The sequence below is a fragment of the Streptomyces venezuelae genome (assembly GCF_008642315.1).
Classification (GTDB): Bacteria; Actinomycetota; Actinomycetes; order Streptomycetales; family Streptomycetaceae; genus Streptomyces; species Streptomyces venezuelae_D.
Window position 1 is genome coordinate 1,908,357 of the sequence record NZ_CP029192.1, and the last position, 18,672, is coordinate 1,927,028.

Consider the following 18,672-nt stretch of genomic DNA (forward strand, 5'->3'; position numbering starts at 1 on the left):
GAAAGGACCCGGTGGCCATGAACACCCCGGCGACGATCGACCTCGCGCGCCTGTCCGCCATGGACCTCGCGCACGCCGCACACGTCCTGAAGGGGGTGCGCGACGCCACGCTGTCCGGGCAGCCGCCCAGACTGCTGCCGCGTCCGGTGATCGGCGACTCGTGGAGACGGATGATCCTCGGCGGGGTCGATCCGGACCGTGACTTCAGGTCCCGGCTGCTGAGCGACGAGGAGCTGGAGGAGCGCCGCCGCACCTCGCCGCTCCGGGAGATCCTGCCCGTCCTGCGCGACGGTCTCGTCTCCGTGGCGGACGCGGCGCAGCACATCATGGCCGTCAGCGACGCGGACGGACGTGTGCTGTGGCGCGAGGGCAGCGCCGCCGTGCTCCGCAAGGCGGACTCGCTCGGGTTCGAGCCGGGCGCGGACTGGGGCGAGAACGTCGTGGGCACGAACGGCATAGGGACGTCACTGGTGGTGCGGCGCCCGGTGCAGGTGTTCTCCGCCGAGCACTTCGTGCGGACCCACCACCCGTGGACGTGCACGGGCGCCCCGCTGACCGATCCGCGGGACGGCAGGCTCCTCGGCGTGGTCGACATCAGCGGACCGCTGCAGACCATCCACCCGGCGACGCTCGCGCTGGTCGACGCGGTCGCCAAGCTCGGGGAGGCGCGGCTGCGGGAGCGGCACGTGGCGGCGCTGGACCGGCTGCGCGCGGTGGCGGCGCCGGTCCTCGCGCGGCTCGACGGTCGGGCGCTCGCGGTGGACGTGCACGGCTGGACGGCCGCGGTGACGGGCATGCCCCCTGCGGACCGTCTCACGCTCCCCAAGTCCTTCGGTGCGGGCCGCGCCTGGCTGCCGTCGCTGGGCCCCTGCCTGGTGGAGCCGCTGCCCGGCGGGTGGCTGCTGCGCCCCGAGGACCCGGGTGACGTGCCGCGGCCGGTCGCCGCGACCCGTCTCGTCCTGGACGTGAGCAGTCCGCGCCGGTGGACGCTCTCGGTGCTCGGCGGCGCCCACGACTGGACGCACGAGCTGAGCCCGCGCCACGCCGAGCTCCTCTATCTCCTCTGTACGTACCGCACGGGACGCACCGCCTCGGGGCTCGCCGAGGACATGTTCGGCGATCCCGCGCGCACGGTGACGGTGCGCGCCGAGCTCTCCCGCGTGCGGCGCTATCTGGGCGGGCTGCTCGCCCACCGGCCGTACCGCTTGCACGAGGACGTGGACGTCGACGTGGTCATGCCGGAGCGCCCCGCGGACCTCCTGCCCCACTCGATGGCCCCCGCGGTGCGCGCCGCGCGGCAGCGCATGATTCTCTGAGCGCCATGAGCATCACAGTCACCACCTGGTCCCTCGAACAGACGTCTCCGGCCGACCTGCGACCGGCCGCCGCGCCCGACGGGGAGGACGTCCGGATCGCGCGCGCCGAGGTTCCCTCGCCCGAGTTCAGCCGGTTCCTGTACGCGTCCGTCGGCGGGGACATCCGCTGGTCCGACCGGCTCTCCCTCACGTACGCGGAGTGGCAGAAGCTGCTGGAGCGGCCGGGTGTGGAGACGTGGGTCGCGTACGAGAAGGGGACGCCGGCCGGGTACGTGGAGCTGGCGGCTCGCGGCGAGAACGGGGACGCGGCGGAGGGCGTCGTCGAGATCGTCTACTTCGGGCTGATCCCCGCCTTCCGGGGGCGCCGCATCGGCGGCCACCTGCTGTCGTACGCCGTCGCGCGCGCCTGGGACCTGGCCGAGCGGTGGCCGGGGCTCGCGCCGACCGAGCGGGTCTGGCTGCACACCTGCTCCAAGGACGGCGAGCACGCGATGGACAACTACCGGCGGCGCGGGTTCCGGCTCTTCGACACCAAGGTCGAGGAGGAGGCGGACGTGCCGACGCCGGGGCCGTGGCCGGGGGCCGACCGCGACTGAACGCCGCACGGGCCGCTGTGACCGACGACACCCTTGTCCACGATACGGGACAAGGGTGTCCACATTTTGGATAATGCTGGACTGGGCCGAAAGTCCCGTGACACGCTTCCGGCATGGATCGCACTGGAAACGCCTTGGTGAGTCGACGTCACGTCGACCTCGGCCGCATGTCCAGCGCCATGTGTCCGGCTTGCTGATCGACTCAGCACAGCCGCTCCCCATCCACTGATCCCCCTCCCTGCGCAGCGCCGCGCGCACGTCCCCGCATGCGTCCACCATGCGCGGTCACGTGCCGATTTCGCAGGTCAGAGCCGCTTTCCCGCTGCCCCGAAGGACGTACCGCCATGGCCGCCACGCCAGAGAAGCCTGCCCCAGCAACGCCCCGCCGCAAGGTGAGCCGTCACCGCGGCGAGGGTCAGTGGGCCGTCGGTCACTTCACGCCGCTCAACGGGAACGAGCAGTTCAAGAAGGACGACGACGGTCTCAATGTGCGGACACGTATTGAGACGATCTACTCGAAGCGTGGATTCGACTCCATCGACCCGAACGACCTCCGCGGCCGTATGCGCTGGTGGGGGCTGTACACCCAGCGCAAGCCCGGGATCGACGGCGGCAAGACCGCGGTCCTCGCCCCGGAGGAGCTGGACGACGAGTACTTCATGCTCCGCGTCCGCGTCGACGGCGGCCGGCTGACCACCGAGCAGCTGCGCGTGATCGGCGAGGTGTCGCAGGAGTTCGCGCGCGGCACCGCCGACCTCACCGACCGCCAGAACATCCAGTACCACTGGATCCGCATCGAGGACGTCCCCGAGATCTGGCGCCGCCTCGAAGCCGTCGGCCTCTCGACCACCGAGGCGTGCGGCGACACGCCCCGCGTCATCCTCGGCTCCCCCGTGGCAGGCGTCGCCGAGAACGAGATCATCGACGGCTCCCCCGCCATCGACGAGATCCAGCGCCGCTTCATCGGCAACCCCGAGTTCTCCAACCTGCCGCGCAAGTTCAAGACGGCGATCTCCGGGTCGCCGCAGCTCGACGTCGCCCACGAGATCAACGACGTCGCCTTCGTCGGCGTGCACCACCCCGAGCACGGCCCCGGCTTCGACCTCTGGGTCGGCGGCGGCCTCTCCACCAACCCCAAGCTCGGCGTGCGCCTGGGCACCTGGGTGCCGCTCGACGACGTGCCGGACGTGTTCGGCGGCGTCATCGGCATCTTCCGCGACTACGGCTACCGGCGGCTGCGCAACCGCGCCCGCCTGAAGTTCCTCGTCGCCGACTGGGGCCCGGAGAAGTTCCGGCAGGTCCTGGAGGACGAGTACCTGCACCGGAAGCTGGCCGACGGGCCCGCCCCCGAGCAGCCCGCGGGCACCTGGCGCGACCACCTCGGCGTCCACCGCCAGCGGGACGGCCGCTTCTACGTCGGCTTCGCCCCGCGCGTCGGCCGCGTCGACGGCACCACGCTCACGAAGATCGCCGAGGTCGCCGACGCGCACGGCTCGGGCCGCCTTCGCACCACCACCGAGCAGAAGATGATCGTGCTCGACGTCGAGCAGGACCAGGTCGACTCGCTCGTCTCCGCACTCGAAGCACTCGACCTGCGGGTCAACGCCTCGCCGTTCCGGCGCGGCACCATGGCCTGCACCGGCATCGAGTTCTGCAAGCTCGCCATCGTCGAGACCAAGGCGCGCGGTGCCTCGCTCATCGACGAACTGGAGCGCCGCATCCCGGAGTTCGACGAGCCGATCACCATCAACATCAACGGCTGCCCGAACGCCTGCGCCCGCATCCAGGTCGCCGACATCGGCCTCAAGGGCCAGCTCATACTCGACGACGAGGGCAACCAGGTCGAGGGCTACCAGGTGCACCTGGGCGGCGCCCTCGGACTCGACGCAGGATTCGGCCGCAAGGTCCGCGGCCTGAAGGTCACCGCGACCGAGCTCCCCGACTACGTCGAGCGGGTCCTCAAGCGTTTCCAGGAGCAGCGCGAGGACGGCGAGCGCTTCGCCACGTGGACCGCCCGCGCACCCGAGGAGGCCCTCAAGTGAGCGAGCGTGCCGCCCCGTTCCACTGCCCCTACTGCGGCGACGAGGACCTGCGCCCCCACGAGGCCGGACACGGCGCGTGGGAATGCGGAGCCTGCAACCGGGCCTTTCAGCTGAAGTTCCTCGGGCTGCTCGCCCGGGGCGTTCAGCACACCAGCAGTGGAGAGAACCAGATATGACGACTGCTCAGGACCAGAAAGCGCGCACGGACGACGAGTTGAAGGCCCTCGCCGAGCAGGCCGGACGCGACCTGGAGGACGCCTCCGCCCTGGAGATCCTCCAGTGGGCCGCCGACACCTTCGGGGCACGCTTCTGCGTGACCTCCTCGATGGAGGACGCGGTCGTCGCCCACCTCGCCTCGCGCGCCAGGCCCGGCGTCGACGTCGTGTTCCTGGACACCGGCTACCACTTCCCGGAGACCATCGGCACCCGTGACGCCGTCGAGGCCGTCATGGACGTCAACGTCATCACCTTGACGCCCCGTCAGTCCGTGGCCGAACAGGACTCGGTGTACGGCGCGAAGCTCCACGACCGCAACCCGGACCTGTGCTGCAAGCTGCGGAAGGTCCAGCCCCTGGAGGAGGGTCTCGCGGGGTACGTCGCGTGGGCCACCGGGCTGCGCCGCGACGACTCGCCGAGCCGCGCGAACACCCCGGTCGTCGGCTGGGACGAGAAGCGCGGCAAGGTCAAGATCTCGCCGATCGCCCGCTGGACCCAGGACGACGTCGACGCGTACGTCACCGAGCACGGTGTCCTCACCAACCCGCTCCTGATGGACGGCTACGGCTCGGTGGGCTGCGCCCCCTGCACCCGCCGCCTCCTGGAGGGCGAGGACGCCCGCGCGGGCCGCTGGGCCGGCAACGCCAAGACCGAGTGCGGGATCCACTGATGACACAGACCCGGGAGAACCACGTGACGACCGGAGCCACCGTCTGGCTCACCGGCCTGCCCAGCGCCGGAAAGACCACCATCGCGTACGAACTGGCGGGTCGGCTGCGCGCCGAGGGCCGCCGCGTGGAGGTCCTCGACGGCGACGAGATCCGCGAGTTCCTCTCGGCGGGCCTCGGCTTCAGCCGCGAGGACCGGCACACGAACGTGCAGCGCATCGGCTTCGTCGCCGAACTCCTGGCGCGCAACGGCGTGCTGGCCCTGGTGCCGGTGATCGCGCCGTTCGCCGACAGCCGCGAGGCGGTGCGCAAGCGCCACCAGGCCGGGGGCACCGCGTACCTGGAGGTGCACGTCGCGACGCCGGTCGAGGTCTGCTCCGTACGCGATGTGAAGGGCCTGTACGCGAAGCAGGCCGCGGGCGAGATCTCCGGCCTCACCGGGGTCGACGACCCCTACGAGGCGCCCCAGACGCCCGATCTGCGCATCGAGTCGCAGGACCAGACCGTGCAGGAGTCAGCGGCGGCGGTTCACGCGCTGCTCAGCGAAAGGGGTCTCGCATGACGACCGTCGCCACAGTGACCGACGAGGGCACCGACAGCCCGTACGCGCTCAGCCACCTGGACGCCCTGGAGTCCGAGGCGGTGCACATCTTCCGCGAGGTGGCGGGCGAGTTCGAGAACCCGGTGATCCTGTTCTCCGGCGGCAAGGACTCGATCCTGATGCTGCACCTGGCGCTGAAGGCGTTCGCCCCCGCGGCGATCCCCTTCTCGCTGCTGCACGTGGACACGGGGCACAACTTCCCCGAGGTGCTCGAATACCGCGACCGCGTCGTGGCCGAGCACGGGCTGCGGCTGCATGTCGCGTCCGTGCAGGACTACATCGACCGCGGTGTCCTGAAGGAGCGCCCGGACGGCACCCGCAACCCGCTCCAGACGCTGCCGCTCACGGAGAAGATCCAGAGCGAACGCTTCGACGCGGTCTTCGGCGGCGGCCGCCGCGACGAGGAGAAGGCCCGCGCCAAGGAGCGCGTGTTCTCGCTGCGCGACGAGTTCTCGCAGTGGGACCCGCGCCGCCAGCGCCCCGAACTGTGGCAGCTCTACAACGGCCGCCACGCGCCGGGCGAGCACGTCCGCGTCTTCCCGCTCTCCAACTGGACCGAGCTGGACGTCTGGCAGTACATCGCCCGCGAGGACATCGAACTCCCCGGAATCTACTTCGCCCACGAGCGTGACGTCTTCCAGCGCTCCGGGATGTGGCTGACCGCGGGCGAGTGGGGCGGCCCCAAGGAGAGCGAGACCGTCGAGAAGCGGCTCGTGCGCTACCGCACGGTCGGCGACATGTCCTGCACCGGCGCCGTCGACTCCGACGCCACCACGCTGGACGCCGTCATCACCGAGATCGCCGCGTCCCGCCTCACCGAGCGCGGCGCGACCCGCGCCGACGACAAGATGTCCGAGGCCGCGATGGAAGACCGCAAGCGCGAGGGGTACTTCTAACCATGAGCAACAGCACCACCGAGCCGGTCAAGCCGCTCTCCACCGAGCAGTTGTCGGCCACCACCCTGCTGCGGTTCGCCACCGCCGGTTCCGTCGACGACGGCAAGTCCACCCTGGTGGGCCGCCTCCTCCACGACTCCAAGTCGGTCCTCACCGACCAGCTGGAGGCCGTCGAGCGCGCCTCCGCGAGCCGCGGCGCCGACGCCCCCGACCTGGCACTGCTCACCGACGGCCTGCGCGCCGAGCGCGAGCAGGGCATCACCATCGACGTCGCCTACCGCTACTTCGCCACGGCCCGGCGCCGGTTCATCCTCGCCGACACCCCGGGCCACGTGCAGTACACCCGCAACATGGTCACCGGCGCCTCCACGGCCGACCTCGCCGTGGTCCTCGTCGACGCCCGCAACGGCGTCATCGAGCAGACCCGCAGGCACGCCGCGGTGGCCGCGCTGCTCCGCGTCCCGCACGTCGTCCTCGCCGTCAACAAGATGGACCTCGTCGCGTACGACGAGACGGTCTTCGCGAAGATCGCCGAGGAGTTCACCGCGTACGCAGGCGAACTGGGCGTACCGGAGATCACCGCGATCCCGATCTCGGCGCTGGCCGGTGACAACGTCGTGGAGCCGTCCTCCAACATGGACTGGTACGGCGGCCCGACCGTCCTGGAGCACCTGGAGACGGTCCCGGTCAGCCACGACCTCGCCACCTGCCACGCGCGCCTGCCCGTGCAGTACGTGATCCGCCCGCAGACCGCCGAGCACCCCGACTACCGCGGCTACGCGGGCCAGATCGCGGCCGGTGCCTTCCGGGTCGGCGAACCCGTGACGGTGCTGCCCTCGGGCCGCACCTCGAAGGTCGCCGGGATCGACCTGCTGGGGCAGCCGGTGGACGTGGCGTGGACGCCGCAGTCCGTCACGCTGCTCCTGGAGGACGACATCGACGTCTCCCGCGGCGACCTGATCGTGCCGAGCGGCGACGCCCCCGCGACCACGCAGGACGTCGAGGCGACGGTCTGCCACGTCGCGGACACCGAGCTCTCCGTCGGCCAGCGGGTGCTGCTCAAGCACACCACCCGCACGGTCAAGGCGATCGTCAAGGAGATCCCGTCGCGGCTGACCCTCGACGACCTCTCCCAGCACCCGGAGCCCGGCCGGCTCGTCGCCAACGACATCGGCCGGGTCAGGATCCGCACGGCCGAGCCGCTCGCGCTCGACTCATACGCGGACTCGCGCCGCACCGGGTCCTTCCTGCTGATCGACCCGTCGGACGGCACGACGCTCGCGGCCGGAATGGCGGGCGACGCGTTCGCCACGCCCGCCGACCAGGCCGCGGCGGGCGCCGCCACCGAGGACGAGGGCTGGGACTTCTGACATGACCTACGTAGACGTCTACGCGACGTTCGCCAAGGAGGGCGGCCGCATCGGCAGCGGCGCCCTCGGCAGCGGGCAGGGCGGAGTCGCGCGATGTGCGGAGTAACGCCTCCGGCGGGAACGGGGCGCGCACAGCACGTGTGCGCCCCCGTTCTCCTCGTATCCGCAGCGATCGCAGTACCCGCGCTCCGTGCGCGGTCATCCCGAAGACGAAGACCTACCGATCTCCCGGCCACGACCTGACGGCGTGCGCCCGGGCCGACGAGGGGACCACCTCCCGTGCCTGCTCCACGTACCCGACTCGCCGCCATCGCGGCGCTGCCCCTCCTCGCCCTGGCGCTCGGCGCCTGCGGCTACGGCTCCGACGCCTCCGACGAGGACGGCAAGTCGAAGGTCGCCGAGGGTGCGAAGAAGATCGAAGACCTGGACAGCGTGAAGATCGGGTACTTCCCGAACCTCACCCACGCCACCGCCCTGGTCGGCAACCAGGAGGGCCTGTTCCAGAAGGAGCTAGGCGGCACCGAGGCCAAGTACGCGCAGTTCAACGCGGGCCCCTCGGAGATCGAGGCACTGAACGCGGGATCGATCGACATCGGCTGGATCGGCCCCTCGCCCGCCATCAACGGCTACACGAAGTCGCAGGGCAAGAACCTGCGCATCATCGGCGGCTCGGCGTCCGGCGGCGTGAAGCTCGTCGTGAACCCGAAGAAGATCAAGTCCCTGGACGACGTCAAGGGCAAGAAGATCGCCACCCCGCAGCTCGGCAACACCCAGGACGTGGCGTTCCTCAACTGGATCGCCGAGCGGGGCTGGAAGGTCGACGCGCAGAGCGGCAAGGGCGACGTGTCGGTGGTCCGCAGCGACAACAAGGTCACCCCTGACGCCTACAAGTCCGGTTCCCTGGACGGCGCCTGGGTGCCGGAGCCGACCGCGTCGAAGCTGGTCGCCGAGGGCGGCAAGGTACTGCTCGACGAGTCCGACCTGTGGCCGGACAAGAAGTTCGTGATCACCAACATCATCGTGCGGCAGGAGTTCCTCAAGGAGCACCCGAAGGTCGTCGAGGCCGTGCTGCGCGGCGCCGTGAAGACCAACGCGTGGATCGCGAAGAACCCGGAGAAGGCCAAGGCCGCCGCGAACGCGCGGCTGAAGGCGGACGCCGGGAAGCCGCTGCCCGCCGAGGTGCTCGACCCGGCGTGGAAGTCGATCCAGACGACGAACGACCCGCTGGCCGCGACGCTCGACGCCGAGGCCGACCACGCGGTCAAGGCCGGTCTCCTGGAGAAGCCCGACCTCAAGGGCATCTACGACCTCGGCCCGCTGAACAAGGTCCTCAAGGCCGAGGGCGAGTCCCCGGTCGACGACGCCGGACTCGGCGTCAAGTAACCCGGCAGCCGACGTTCCCAGTTCCCAGGAGGTGACGACCATGGCCACGACTCTCGCCAAGGCCGCGGAGGACACCCGCACCACGGCCGAGCACGCCGCACGGATCGAGCACGTCTCGAAGTCGTTCGGCGGCCCCGCCGGACCCCAGCTCGTCCTGGACGACATCACCCTCGATGTCGCGCCCGGCGAGTTCGTCACCCTCCTGGGAGCCTCGGGCTGCGGCAAGTCGACGCTGCTCAACCTGGTGGCCGGGCTCGACGAGCCGTCCGCGGGCACCATCACCACGGACGGCCGTCCGGCCCTGATGTTCCAGGAGCACGCGCTGTTCCCGTGGCTGACCGCGGGCAAGAACATCGAACTCGCCCTGAAGCTGCGCGGCGTGCCGAAGGCGGACCGGCGTCCGAAGGCCGAGGAGCTCCTCGGACTCGTCCGGCTGCAGGGCGCGTACGGCAAGCGGGTGCACGAGCTGTCCGGCGGCATGCGCCAGCGCGTCGCCCTGGCCCGCGCACTCGCCCAGGACAGCAAGCTCCTGCTGATGGACGAGCCGTTCGCGGCGCTCGACGCCATCACCCGTGACGTCCTGCACGACGAGCTGACCCGCATCTGGCGCGAGACGAACGTCTCCGTCCTGTTCGTCACGCACAACGTGCGCGAGGCCGTGCGCCTCGCCCAGCGCGTCGTGCTCCTCTCGTCGCGCCCCGGCCGGGTGGCGCACGAGTGGCGGGTCGACATCCCGCACCCGCGCCGCATCGAGGACACCGCCGTGGCGGAACTGTCCGTCGAGATCACCGAACAACTGCGTGGGGAGATCCGCCGCCATGGCCACTGACACTTCGACCGGCCCGGTCAAGGAGTCCGGCGACAGCCAGGACCTCGCCGGTCTGGAGGCGGGCCTCGACGCGCTGGACACACACGCGGGCCCCACCCGCACGCCCGTGCGCCAGGTCCTGGTGCAGAAGGTGGTGCCGCCGTTCACCGCGGTGGTGCTGATACTGCTCGTGTGGCAGGCGCTCGTCTCCTTCGACATCGTCGACGACCCCACCAAGCTGCCCCCGCCGTCCGCGGTGTGGGACGAGGTGCGCGAGGCGTGGCTGCAGGGCACCCTGCTCGACTACATCTGGACGTCCGTCTCGCGCGGCCTGCTCGGCTTCCTGTTCGCCCTGGTCATCGGCACGCCGCTCGGCCTGATCGTGGCCCGGGTGCGGTTCGTGCGGGCGGCCATCGGGCCGATCCTCTCCGGTCTGCAGTCCCTGCCCTCGGTCGCGTGGGTGCCGCCGGCCGTGATCTGGCTGGGCCTGGACAACTCGATGATGTACGCGGTGATCCTGCTCGGTGCCGTGCCGTCCATCGCCAACGGCCTGGTGTCGGGCGTCGACCAGGTGCCGCCGCTGTTCCTGCGCGCGGGCCGCACGCTCGGCGCGACAGGCCTGCGGCACACCTGGCACATCGTGCTCCCCGCGGCGCTGCCCGGCTATCTCGCGGGCCTCAAGCAGGGCTGGGCGTTCTCCTGGCGCTCGCTGATGGCCGCCGAGATCATCGCGTCCTCGCCCGACCTGGGCGTCGGCCTCGGCGTCCTCCTGGAGAACGGCCGCAACGCCAGCTCCATGTCCATGGTCTTCCTCGCCATCTTCCTCATCCTCATCGTCGGCATCGCCATCGACCTGCTGATCTTCAGCCCGCTGGAGCGGCGCGTCCTGCGCAGCCGCGGCCTCGCCGGGAGGAGCTGAACCACCGTGCACCGTCCCGTCCTTCTCGTCGTCGCCCATGGCAGCCGTGACCCGCGGCACGCCGCGACCGTGCGCGCGCTGGTGCGCCGGGTGCGGTCGCTGCGTCCCGGTCTGCGGGTGGAGACGGGCTTCCTCGACTTCGACACCCCGACCGTCTCCGGCGTCCTGGAGCGGCTCGCGGCGGAGGGCGTGCGCGACGTGGTGGCCCAGCCGCTGCTTCTGACCCGCGCGTTCCACGCGAAGACGGACATCCCCGCGGTGCTGCGGGAGGCGCCCGCCGCGCTGCGCATCCGGCAGGCGGCGGTGCTCGGTCCTTCGCCGCTGCTCGTCTCCGCGCTGGAGCGGCGGCTGTACGAGGCGGGGCTCGACCCCGCCGAGAAGTCCTCGACCGGGGTCGTGCTGGCCTCGGCGGGGTCGTCGGACCCGGAGGCGATCGCAGTGATCGCTGACATCGCGCGGGAGTGGCGGCGTACCGGTTGGTGCGCCGTGCGGCCTGCGTTCGCCTCCGCTTCGCTGCCGCGCACGGAGGACGCCGTGCGCGCGCTGCGGGACGTGGACGGGGTGCGGCGGGTGGCCGTCGCGCCCTATGTCCTGGCCCCCGGCTTCCTGCCGGACCGGATCGCGCGGGGCGCCGCCGGCGCCGACGTGCTCGCGGACGTCCTCGGTCCGGCTCCGGAAGTGGCGCGTCTGCTGGTACGGCGCTATGACGAGGCGTATGCGCCCGACACGTGCCCTGTTGCTCCCCTGGCGCGGACTCCCGCACTGGCCTAGCTTGTGGGTTCATGACCCCGAGCCGATCCCGCATGTTGTGGCTGCGCACCGAACCCCTGCACGCGGTGGTCTATTTCGAGGAACGCTGCCGCGGCCTCGGCAGGGCCGTGGGTCTCAAGGGCTTCTGGATGGGGTACTTCGCGGGCCGTACGGCGCCGATGGGGCGGGTCGGGCCCGGGGTGGCCACTGCGGCGCTCGGTGTCTTCGCCCCGAACATGGTGGCGCGGTCCCTGCCGTCGGCGTGGGAGTACGCGTCGCCGGACCGCGTCGTCGAGGAGCGCGCCCGCGTCACGGCCGCGGCGCTGCGCCAACTCGTCCCCACCGTCGAGGCGTTGGCGGCCAAGGTGAACGAGCCGTTGATGACGATGGTGGAGGACGCGCCCTCACTCGCCCGCCCGCTGTTCGCCGCCAACCGCGATCTGGCACACCGCTCGGACCCGGTCGAGCGCCTCTGGCAACTGGCCACGTGTGTACGCGAGTTCAGGGGCGACGCCCACATCGCGGTCCTCGCCGACCACGGTCTCGACGCCCGCGAGAGTCTCGTCCTCGCGGCGGCGACGGACCGGGTGGAGACGGCGGGCATCCGCCAGGACCGCGGCTGGACGGAGGAGGAGTGGGCGGTCTCCGTGGACCGGATGCACGTACTGGGGCTGCTGGACACGAGCGGCCGCGTCACCGAACACGGCGTGACGAAGCGCGAGTTGATCGAGGAGGACACCGACCGGCTCGCGGCCCGACTGCTCCGCCCACTGGGCCGGGGCGAGGCGGACGCACTCCTGGCCGCACTGGCCCCGGCGTCCCGCCGCATCCTGGACTCGGACGTCCTGCCGTTCCCGAACCCGATCGGACTGCCGAGGGCGGCGGGCTGAGCGGGCCCGAACTCGCTTGCCCCGCCGTACCGGCGCCCTTAGCGTCACGCGGGTGACCCCCGAACTGCGCTCCGAGCGCCTCTCGCTCTCCCCCTATGTCGACACCGACGAGGCGGACTTCGTCACGCTCTTCCAGGACGAGGCCGTGGGCCGCTGGTTCGGGGACGGCGTGCAGAGCGAGGCGGAGGACCGCGCGCTGTTCGGCCGGATCTTCACGCTCGTCTACGCCGAGGAGCGGTATCCCGTCTGGGCGGTCCGGCACGAGGGGCGGTACGTCGGCCACGCCGAGGTCAAGCCCTCGCCGGAGACCTGGCTCGACGGCACCGAGATCGTCTACGGCCTGGCCAGGGACGCCTGGGGCCAGGGACTCGGCACGGAGCTCGCGGAGCTCCTCACGGCGTACGGGCACGAGACGCTGGGCCTGACCGAGGTCCACGCCACGGTCGACGCGGCCAACGCCCCCTCCCTCTCCGTCCTCGCCCGCCTCGGCTACGTACGGGCCCGCGAGATCCCCGAGGAGAACGGCCAGGTCACCCTGCACCTCATCTCCCACCGCTCCGCACCGACGGTCACCGGCTGAGGCCCGCGGTCCCGTCGAACGGGGTGGCCTGGTGGAACCAGAGCTGCCAGCCGCCCTCCGTGCGCCGCCACAGTGAGCTGCGGTGGGCCCGGCGGCCGCCGTCGGACGTGTCGAAGGTCAGGTGCACCAGGTCGTCGGCGAGCTGGACGCCCCGCATGCGGGAGGTGGTGATCGGAGTGGTGCCGGGGTCCTTGGACGCCATGAGGACCCGCACGATCGAGGCGCGGTCCCAGCAGGCGCCCGAGGCGCCGAACTCCCTGAACTCCGGGTGCAGGAGCGCCCCGAAGAGCTCGGGCGAGACGCGCACGTCGGGGTCGAGGAGCCGCAGTTCACTCTCGATTGCGGCGTCGACGGCGGGGGTACGGCCGGATCCGGGATCAGGCACGGGTCATCTCCTCCAGGCGCGTGACCGTGTTCCAGTTGCGGGAGGTGGCGACGAGGCCCTTGGCCAGGCGGGGCCGCGACAGCACCTCCGCGAGCTTGGAGCGGCCGAGGCCGTCGGGGGCGTACAGATACAGGGCGCGGTCGCCGAGCCTGAACTCCTCGGGCAGGAAGGAGGGTTGCTCGACGGAGGCGAAACGCTCCGCGTCGACGGGGCCGGAGAAATAGGTGACGTGCAGCTGCTTCGGTTCGAGGTCGGCCGCCGGGAACGGGCAGGCGTCGACGATCGCCTTCAGATAGGCGTGGTCGCGGACGAGGACGTCGACGGCGAAGCCGAAGTGCTCCTCGATGGCGGCGCGCAGGACGGCGGCCCATGACTCCTCGTCGCCGCCTTCCGCCGTGAAGACCGCGTTGCCGCTCTGCAGATACGTCCGTACGCCGCCGTGCCCGAGCCCTTCGAGGAGGGTGCGCAGCTCGGCCATCGGCACCTTCTTGTGGCCGCTCACATTGATGCCGCGCAGCAGCGCCGCGTATGTCTTGATCGCCATACGCCCACGATATGCCGGACGCGCCAGGATGGACGTGCAGGACGAAGCGGCCGCCGTGCCCCGTGGGGGTGGGCACGACGGCCGCGGCTCAGTGGGGCGGCGAGATTACTCGACGACCTTCAGGAGCTTGTTGGGCGTGCCCTCGCTCGGGTTGGAGATCTTGTCCGGGGTCGCGCCATCGGTCAGGGCCTTGGCGACGTCCGCGGGCTTGGCGTCCGGGTGGGCGGCGACGTAGACGGCGGCGGCGCCGACGACGTGCGGGGTGGCCATCGACGTACCGGAGATCGTGTTGGTGGCGTCGTCACCGGTGTTCCAGGCGGACGTGATGTCCGAGCCCGGGGCGTAGATGTCCACGACGGAGCCGTAGTTGGAGAAGTCCGACTGCTCGTCGTCCTTGGTGGAGGAGGCGACCGTGATGGCGTCCTTCACGCGGGCCGGGGAGCCCTGGGAGGCGTCGGTCGACTCGTTGCCCGCGGCCACCGCGAAGGTGACGCCGGAGTCGATCGACTTCTGGACGGCCGCGTCGAGCGCTTCGTCCGCGCCGCCGCCGAGGCTCATGTTGGCGACCGAGGGACCCTTGTGGTTCTTGGTGACCCAGTCGATGCCCGCGACGACCTGCTCGGTGGTGCCCGAACCCTGGTCGTCCAGGACACGGACGGCGACGATCTTCGCCTTCTTGGCGACGCCGTGGGCGTCACCCGCGATGGTGCCGGCGACGTGCGTGCCGTGGCCGTTGCCGTCGTCGGCGTTGTCGTCGTTGTCGACGGCGTCGAAGCCGGAGGTGGCGCGGCCGCCGAAGTCCTTGTGGCTGACGCGGACGCCGGTGTCGATGACGTACGCGGTCGCGCCCTCACCGGCGGCGTCGGGGTACGTGTACTTCTTGTCCGCGGCGGTGTCCGCCTGGTCGATGCGGTCCAGGCCCCACGACGGCGGGTTGTCCTGGGTGGCGTCGATGCTGAACTTCTTCGACTGGACGACCTTGCCGACGGTCGGGTCGGCGGCGAGGCGCTTGGCCTCGGTCTCGGTCAGGCCCTTGGCGGAGAACCCGTTGATCGCCGAGGAGTAGTTGCGCTTCAGCTCGCCGCCGTACTCCTTGGCGAGGTCGGACTTGGCGCCCTTGTCGGCCTTCTCGTCGAGCATCACGATGTAGCTGCCGGCGACGGCGCCCTTGGCGTCGAGGCCGTACACCTTGCCCTCGGCGGGGGTGGCCGCACCGGCGAAGGAGGTCGCGAAGACGGTGACACCGACCGCGGTGGCGGCGGTGGCTATCGCGGCGGTGAGCTTCATCGTGCGGGCACGCTTGTGAGTTGCCATGAAGAGGGATCTCCTCAGTGCTGTGTGGGGGGATGTGGGGGGATTTATTCAGCTGTCGCCCAAGGCGCCGCCGTGACAACAAGTTCGTTGCGACAGCCCTTGCGGCCCGGAAGATCTCCGGGTGTTGGGACGAAACACTGTCCGATTGACGCGCGCAGATCAATACCTTCATACAGCTGTGACTTGTTCAACAAGGTTCCGTAATAACAAACCGACTCGCTAGCGACGGAACGGACATCCCGGGCCACATTGCCCCCAACTCGCGGTAACACAAGGCGCTTTGCGCCACATGCGCAACGCCGGGCCGGCTGGAGAGTCCAGCCCGCCCGGCGTCGGAATCGCGTGCGTACGCGGGTCAGGCCGCGGTCACGACTTTCTGCTCCTCGAAGGAGTCGATGGTCCGCGTGAAGTCACGCGTCGACAGAAGCAGCTTGTAGATGATGGCGAGTTCGAAGACCAGAAGGAGTGCCCCGGAGACGATCGTCACGGGCATCACCGCGTCGAAGAGCGGGCCGATCATGAAGACGCCCATCTGGAATTCGATTCCGCTCACCAGGTGCGCGCGAATACGGTGGCGCAGCAGGAAGGAGCGCACCCGCAGATAAGCGGGGAACTTCTGCCGGAACTCCTGGTGGAGGTCGATCACCTGGGCCTTGGGCTTCGGCGCGGCCTCCGCGTCCGCCTCGGCGCCGACGGTGTCGTCCGACGGCTGCTGGACGTAACCCACCGCCTCGCCCGCGGCCCGCTGAAGGTCCTGCTCGATGTCCGCCGACGGGTTGTCCCGCAGCAGGTCCTCCATGAAGGCGAGCTCCGCCTCGTTCTGCGCGCGCCGCGCGGCCCGCATGCGCGCCTTGATCTGCTTGCGCATGGTGTGCCGGATCTTGAAGATCTCCAGCGAGTTGATGTAGCGCAGGGTGTCGAGCGCGACGACGCCGAGGGCGAGCCAGATGTAGAAGGTGTCGCCGGTGCGGTCGTACTGACCCCACATGAGCGCCACACCGCACACCATCACCCGGATGCGGTCGAAGACGAAGTCCAGCCAGGCGCCGAAGACGGAGCCCTGCCCGGTGAGGCGGGCGAGCTTGCCGTCCATGCAGTCGAAGATGAAGCTGAAGTGGTAGATGACCGCGCCGAGGGCGAGCCACTTCCAGTCGCCGAACGCGAAGCACGCCGCCGATCCGAGGCCGAGGATGAACGCGCCCCAGGTGATCTGGTTGGGCGTGACACGCGTCCGCATCGCGGTGAACCGCACGAGCGGCGTGGCGACCGGGTCGACCAGCAACACGGTCCACCACGCGTCGCGCTTCTTCTCGGTGATGCGACGCACCTCGGCGAGGGGCGGTATGTCTCGACGCATGGGGGTTCAACTTCCTGGCGTTCGGCGAAAGTTCATCTCACGCTAGGAAGTGGTTGGGCAGGAGAACAAGATCTGGCGTGTACAACCTTTGGCCGGGGGTATCAGTCAACCTTTCAGGGTGAGTCAATGGCCCTTCCAGCATGGTGCCGCGTTACCTGAGCGTTACCGAATGACCGCTCCGTTATCCAATCGCGTCACGGAGCGTTACGCATGCCCCGAGGGGTGGCCCCTCCACTGCCCGAAGAGGCAGCTTTCGGCTGCATCCCTCAGCGCTTCGGCAGTTCCGCCTCGATGAGGTCCGCCGCCTGCTTCGTACCGCCCTCCGCGGCCATCGCGTCCTTGATCTCCCCGAGCCTACGGGCCACCTCGGGGTCGTCCACCAGCGCGAGGACGGCCTCACGCAACGCCTCGGCGGTGGCGTCCTCCATCGGGAGGTGCCGGGCCACGCCGAGCCCTTGGAGCATGTCGGCGTTGCCGAACTGGTCGACGGCCTGCGGCACGGCCACCATCGGTGTCGCGGTGGCGAGCCCTTCCTGGCTGCCACCCGCGCCGGCGTGCGTGATGAACGCGTCCGCCTTCTTGAGGATCGCGAGCTGCGGAACCCACGGGTGCACCTCCACGTTCCCCGGCAGCTCGCCGAGCTCGGCCGGGTCGACGTGCCGGCCGACCTGGAGCACCACGTGCCATCCGGGCAGGCCGCCGAAGGCCTCGGCACACGCGCGGTAGAAACCGGGCTGCTTGGTGAAGGCCGAGCCGAGCGAGACGAGCAGCACCTTCTCGGCGTCGGCGGGCCGCTCCCACTCCCCCTGCGCCGCCCGGTCGCCCTGGCAGGCGCCGACGAACGTGTGCACGCTCTCGTCGACCCGGTCGGCGTGCGGCTGCAGCGCCTTCGGGATCAGCACGAGTGAGCGCGGCGGGCGGCCGACGAAGGGGTCGGGGTGCTGGGTGACGCCGTTCTCCGCCAGCCACGCGCGGAAGCGCGCGTAGTACGCCTTGCCGCGTTCGGTCTTCTTCAGCTCCGCGTACATCGGCTCGGCGACCTCCTCCTCGTAACCGTCCCAGGCGACGAGGTTCGGCGAGAGCGAGATCTCGGGGACGCCCCAGCGGCGGGCGAGGACGCGGGCCGGATAGGAGGTGATGTCGTGCAGGACGAGGTCGGGCTCGTCGCCCTCATAGGCGCGGGCCAGCTCGGGCAGGACGGTGATCGCGTCGGTGAGGAACGGTTCGATGTTGTCGATCAGCTCGGTGCCCCACGCCTCCGGGTCGGCGTCCGGGGAAGGCAGCGTCGTGATGTAGGGCCGCGGCTCGGCGCCGGTCTCGGCGACCTTCTCCGCGAAGGCGTGCGGAACGGCGTACGTGGCGCGGTGACCGCGTGCGACCAGCTCACGGATCACTTCGAGGCTCGGGTTGACGTGCCCGTGGGCGGCGATCGAGAACATGGCGATGTGGGCGGGCCGGGATGAGGTCATGCCGGAACACTAAACGAGACGAGACGTCTCGTGCAACCCTGTGCCGAGATCTCTACGCCAGACCCTCGCCGCCATCAACCGCCTCGTTGTAACGGAGCAGATAGCCGGCGAACCGCTCCAGGTCCTCCCCGCTCCACCCCGCGAGCCGCCCCCGGAAGGCGACCCGCCGCGCCTCGCCGACCTGCGCGAGGACCTCGTCGCCCCGCTCGGTGAGGTGCAGCACGTGCACCCGCTGATCGGCCGGGTCGGGCCGCCGCTCGACGAGCCCGACCTTCTCCAGCGCCCCGACCTGCCGGCTGATCGTCGACTTGTCGAGCGTGTAGTGCGCGGCCAGATCGGTGGCGCGGCAGCCGCCCTGGTGCTCGAGGTGGCTGAGCAGGGTGAAGGACACGAGCGAGAGCTCGGGGTGCATGCGTGCGGCGGTGGCGCGCGCCCGCCGGGCGAACGCGGTCATCTCCCGCTGGATGACCTCGATGGACGCGTCCCGGATTGCGGGCGCACCCCTGTCTCGATCGGTCACGATTTCTCCCTCTCCATGAATGGTTGTAGAGTACAACATCGTAGAGAG

Annotated in this window: 21 protein-coding genes; 15 read left to right on the forward strand and 6 right to left on the reverse strand. The window is 70.6% G+C overall.

Annotated elements, in window-relative coordinates; genetic code table 11:
* Positions 1-17: 17 nt before the first annotated feature.
* From DEJ48_RS08025 to DEJ48_RS08090, 15 genes are all read left to right on the forward strand, one after another.
* Positions 18-1,316 carry a GAF domain-containing protein gene (locus DEJ48_RS08025; protein ID WP_150215503.1) on the forward strand — a complete coding sequence of 433 codons (1,299 nt, stop codon included), beginning with the start codon at positions 18-20 and terminating at the stop codon, positions 1,314-1,316.
* A gap of 5 nt (positions 1,317-1,321) precedes the next feature.
* Positions 1,322-1,912, forward strand: coding sequence for a GNAT family N-acetyltransferase (locus DEJ48_RS08030; RefSeq protein WP_150215504.1), 591 nt, complete (start codon positions 1,322-1,324; stop codon positions 1,910-1,912).
* Between the two features lie 113 nt (positions 1,913-2,025).
* Complete coding sequence (locus DEJ48_RS40930; protein ID WP_317850486.1) at positions 2,026-2,109, forward strand: putative leader peptide; 84 nt, start codon at positions 2,026-2,028, stop codon at positions 2,107-2,109.
* 147 nt (positions 2,110-2,256) lie between these two features.
* Positions 2,257-3,954, forward strand: coding sequence for a nitrite/sulfite reductase (locus DEJ48_RS08035; protein ID WP_150215505.1), 1,698 nt, complete (start codon positions 2,257-2,259; stop codon positions 3,952-3,954).
* Entirely contained in the window at positions 3,951-4,130 is a 180-nt protein-coding gene (locus DEJ48_RS08040; RefSeq protein ID WP_150186830.1) for a hypothetical protein, read from the forward strand. Before DEJ48_RS08035 ends, DEJ48_RS08040 begins: the two co-directional genes overlap by 4 nt.
* Positions 4,127-4,840, forward strand: coding sequence for a phosphoadenylyl-sulfate reductase (locus DEJ48_RS08045; protein ID WP_150215506.1), 714 nt, complete (start codon positions 4,127-4,129; stop codon positions 4,838-4,840). Before DEJ48_RS08040 ends, DEJ48_RS08045 begins: the two co-directional genes overlap by 4 nt.
* Positions 4,840-5,400 (forward strand): adenylyl-sulfate kinase, encoded by a 561-nt coding sequence (gene cysC, locus DEJ48_RS08050; RefSeq protein ID WP_150215507.1) that lies wholly within the window; start codon positions 4,840-4,842, stop codon positions 5,398-5,400. Before DEJ48_RS08045 ends, cysC begins: the two co-directional genes overlap by 1 nt.
* Entirely contained in the window at positions 5,397-6,335 is a 939-nt protein-coding gene (gene cysD / locus DEJ48_RS08055; protein WP_150215508.1) for a sulfate adenylyltransferase subunit CysD, read from the forward strand. The genes cysC and cysD overlap by 4 nt, the downstream gene beginning before the upstream one ends.
* A 2-nt stretch (positions 6,336-6,337) precedes the next feature.
* Positions 6,338-7,705 carry a sulfate adenylyltransferase subunit 1 gene (locus DEJ48_RS08060; RefSeq protein ID WP_150215509.1) on the forward strand — a complete coding sequence of 456 codons (1,368 nt, stop codon included), beginning with the start codon at positions 6,338-6,340 and terminating at the stop codon, positions 7,703-7,705.
* Between the two features lie 279 nt (positions 7,706-7,984).
* Positions 7,985-9,088, forward strand: coding sequence for an aliphatic sulfonate ABC transporter substrate-binding protein (locus DEJ48_RS08065; protein WP_150215510.1), 1,104 nt, complete (start codon positions 7,985-7,987; stop codon positions 9,086-9,088).
* 40 nt (positions 9,089-9,128) lie between these two features.
* Positions 9,129-9,917: an ABC transporter ATP-binding protein gene (locus DEJ48_RS08070; RefSeq protein ID WP_150215511.1), complete on the forward strand. Its 789-nt coding sequence runs from the start codon at positions 9,129-9,131 to the stop codon at positions 9,915-9,917.
* Complete coding sequence (locus tag DEJ48_RS08075; RefSeq protein ID WP_150215512.1) at positions 9,907-10,815, forward strand: ABC transporter permease; 909 nt, start codon at positions 9,907-9,909, stop codon at positions 10,813-10,815. The genes DEJ48_RS08070 and DEJ48_RS08075 overlap by 11 nt, the downstream gene beginning before the upstream one ends.
* A 6-nt stretch (positions 10,816-10,821) precedes the next feature.
* Positions 10,822-11,586 (forward strand): sirohydrochlorin chelatase, encoded by a 765-nt coding sequence (locus DEJ48_RS08080; RefSeq protein WP_150215513.1) that lies wholly within the window; start codon positions 10,822-10,824, stop codon positions 11,584-11,586.
* A gap of 11 nt (positions 11,587-11,597) precedes the next feature.
* Entirely contained in the window at positions 11,598-12,455 is an 858-nt protein-coding gene (locus tag DEJ48_RS08085; protein ID WP_150215514.1) for an SCO6745 family protein, read from the forward strand.
* A gap of 52 nt (positions 12,456-12,507) precedes the next feature.
* Complete coding sequence (locus DEJ48_RS08090; RefSeq protein WP_150215515.1) at positions 12,508-13,035, forward strand: GNAT family N-acetyltransferase; 528 nt, start codon at positions 12,508-12,510, stop codon at positions 13,033-13,035.
* On the opposite strand, the gene DEJ48_RS08095 is transcribed toward DEJ48_RS08090, so the two are convergent.
* The 6 genes from DEJ48_RS08095 to DEJ48_RS08120 form a co-directional block, all read right to left on the reverse strand.
* A complete protein-coding gene (locus tag DEJ48_RS08095) occupies positions 13,025-13,420 on the reverse strand; it encodes a DUF4440 domain-containing protein (RefSeq protein ID WP_150215516.1) in 396 nt (131 codons plus the stop codon). The two genes, DEJ48_RS08090 and DEJ48_RS08095, sit on opposite strands and share 11 nt — an antisense overlap.
* Positions 13,413-13,964 carry a DUF1697 domain-containing protein gene (locus DEJ48_RS08100; protein ID WP_150215517.1) on the reverse strand — a complete coding sequence of 184 codons (552 nt, stop codon included), beginning with the start codon at positions 13,962-13,964 and terminating at the stop codon, positions 13,413-13,415. Before DEJ48_RS08100 ends, DEJ48_RS08095 begins: the two co-directional genes overlap by 8 nt.
* Positions 13,965-14,069: 105 nt before the next feature.
* Positions 14,070-15,278: a S8 family peptidase gene (locus DEJ48_RS08105; protein ID WP_150215518.1), complete on the reverse strand. Its 1,209-nt coding sequence runs from the start codon at positions 15,276-15,278 to the stop codon at positions 14,070-14,072.
* 355 nt (positions 15,279-15,633) lie between these two features.
* Positions 15,634-16,635: a CDP-alcohol phosphatidyltransferase family protein gene (locus DEJ48_RS08110; protein ID WP_150215519.1), complete on the reverse strand. Its 1,002-nt coding sequence runs from the start codon at positions 16,633-16,635 to the stop codon at positions 15,634-15,636.
* A 266-nt stretch (positions 16,636-16,901) separates the two neighbouring features.
* Entirely contained in the window at positions 16,902-18,104 is a 1,203-nt protein-coding gene (mgt, locus tag DEJ48_RS08115) for a macrolide-inactivating glycosyltransferase (protein ID WP_150215520.1), read from the reverse strand.
* Positions 18,105-18,156: 52 nt separating this feature from the next.
* On the reverse strand, positions 18,157-18,558 hold the full coding sequence (locus DEJ48_RS08120) for a MarR family winged helix-turn-helix transcriptional regulator (protein WP_223832443.1): 402 nt from the start codon (positions 18,556-18,558) through the stop codon (positions 18,157-18,159).
* Between the last annotated feature and the right edge of the window lie 114 nt (positions 18,559-18,672).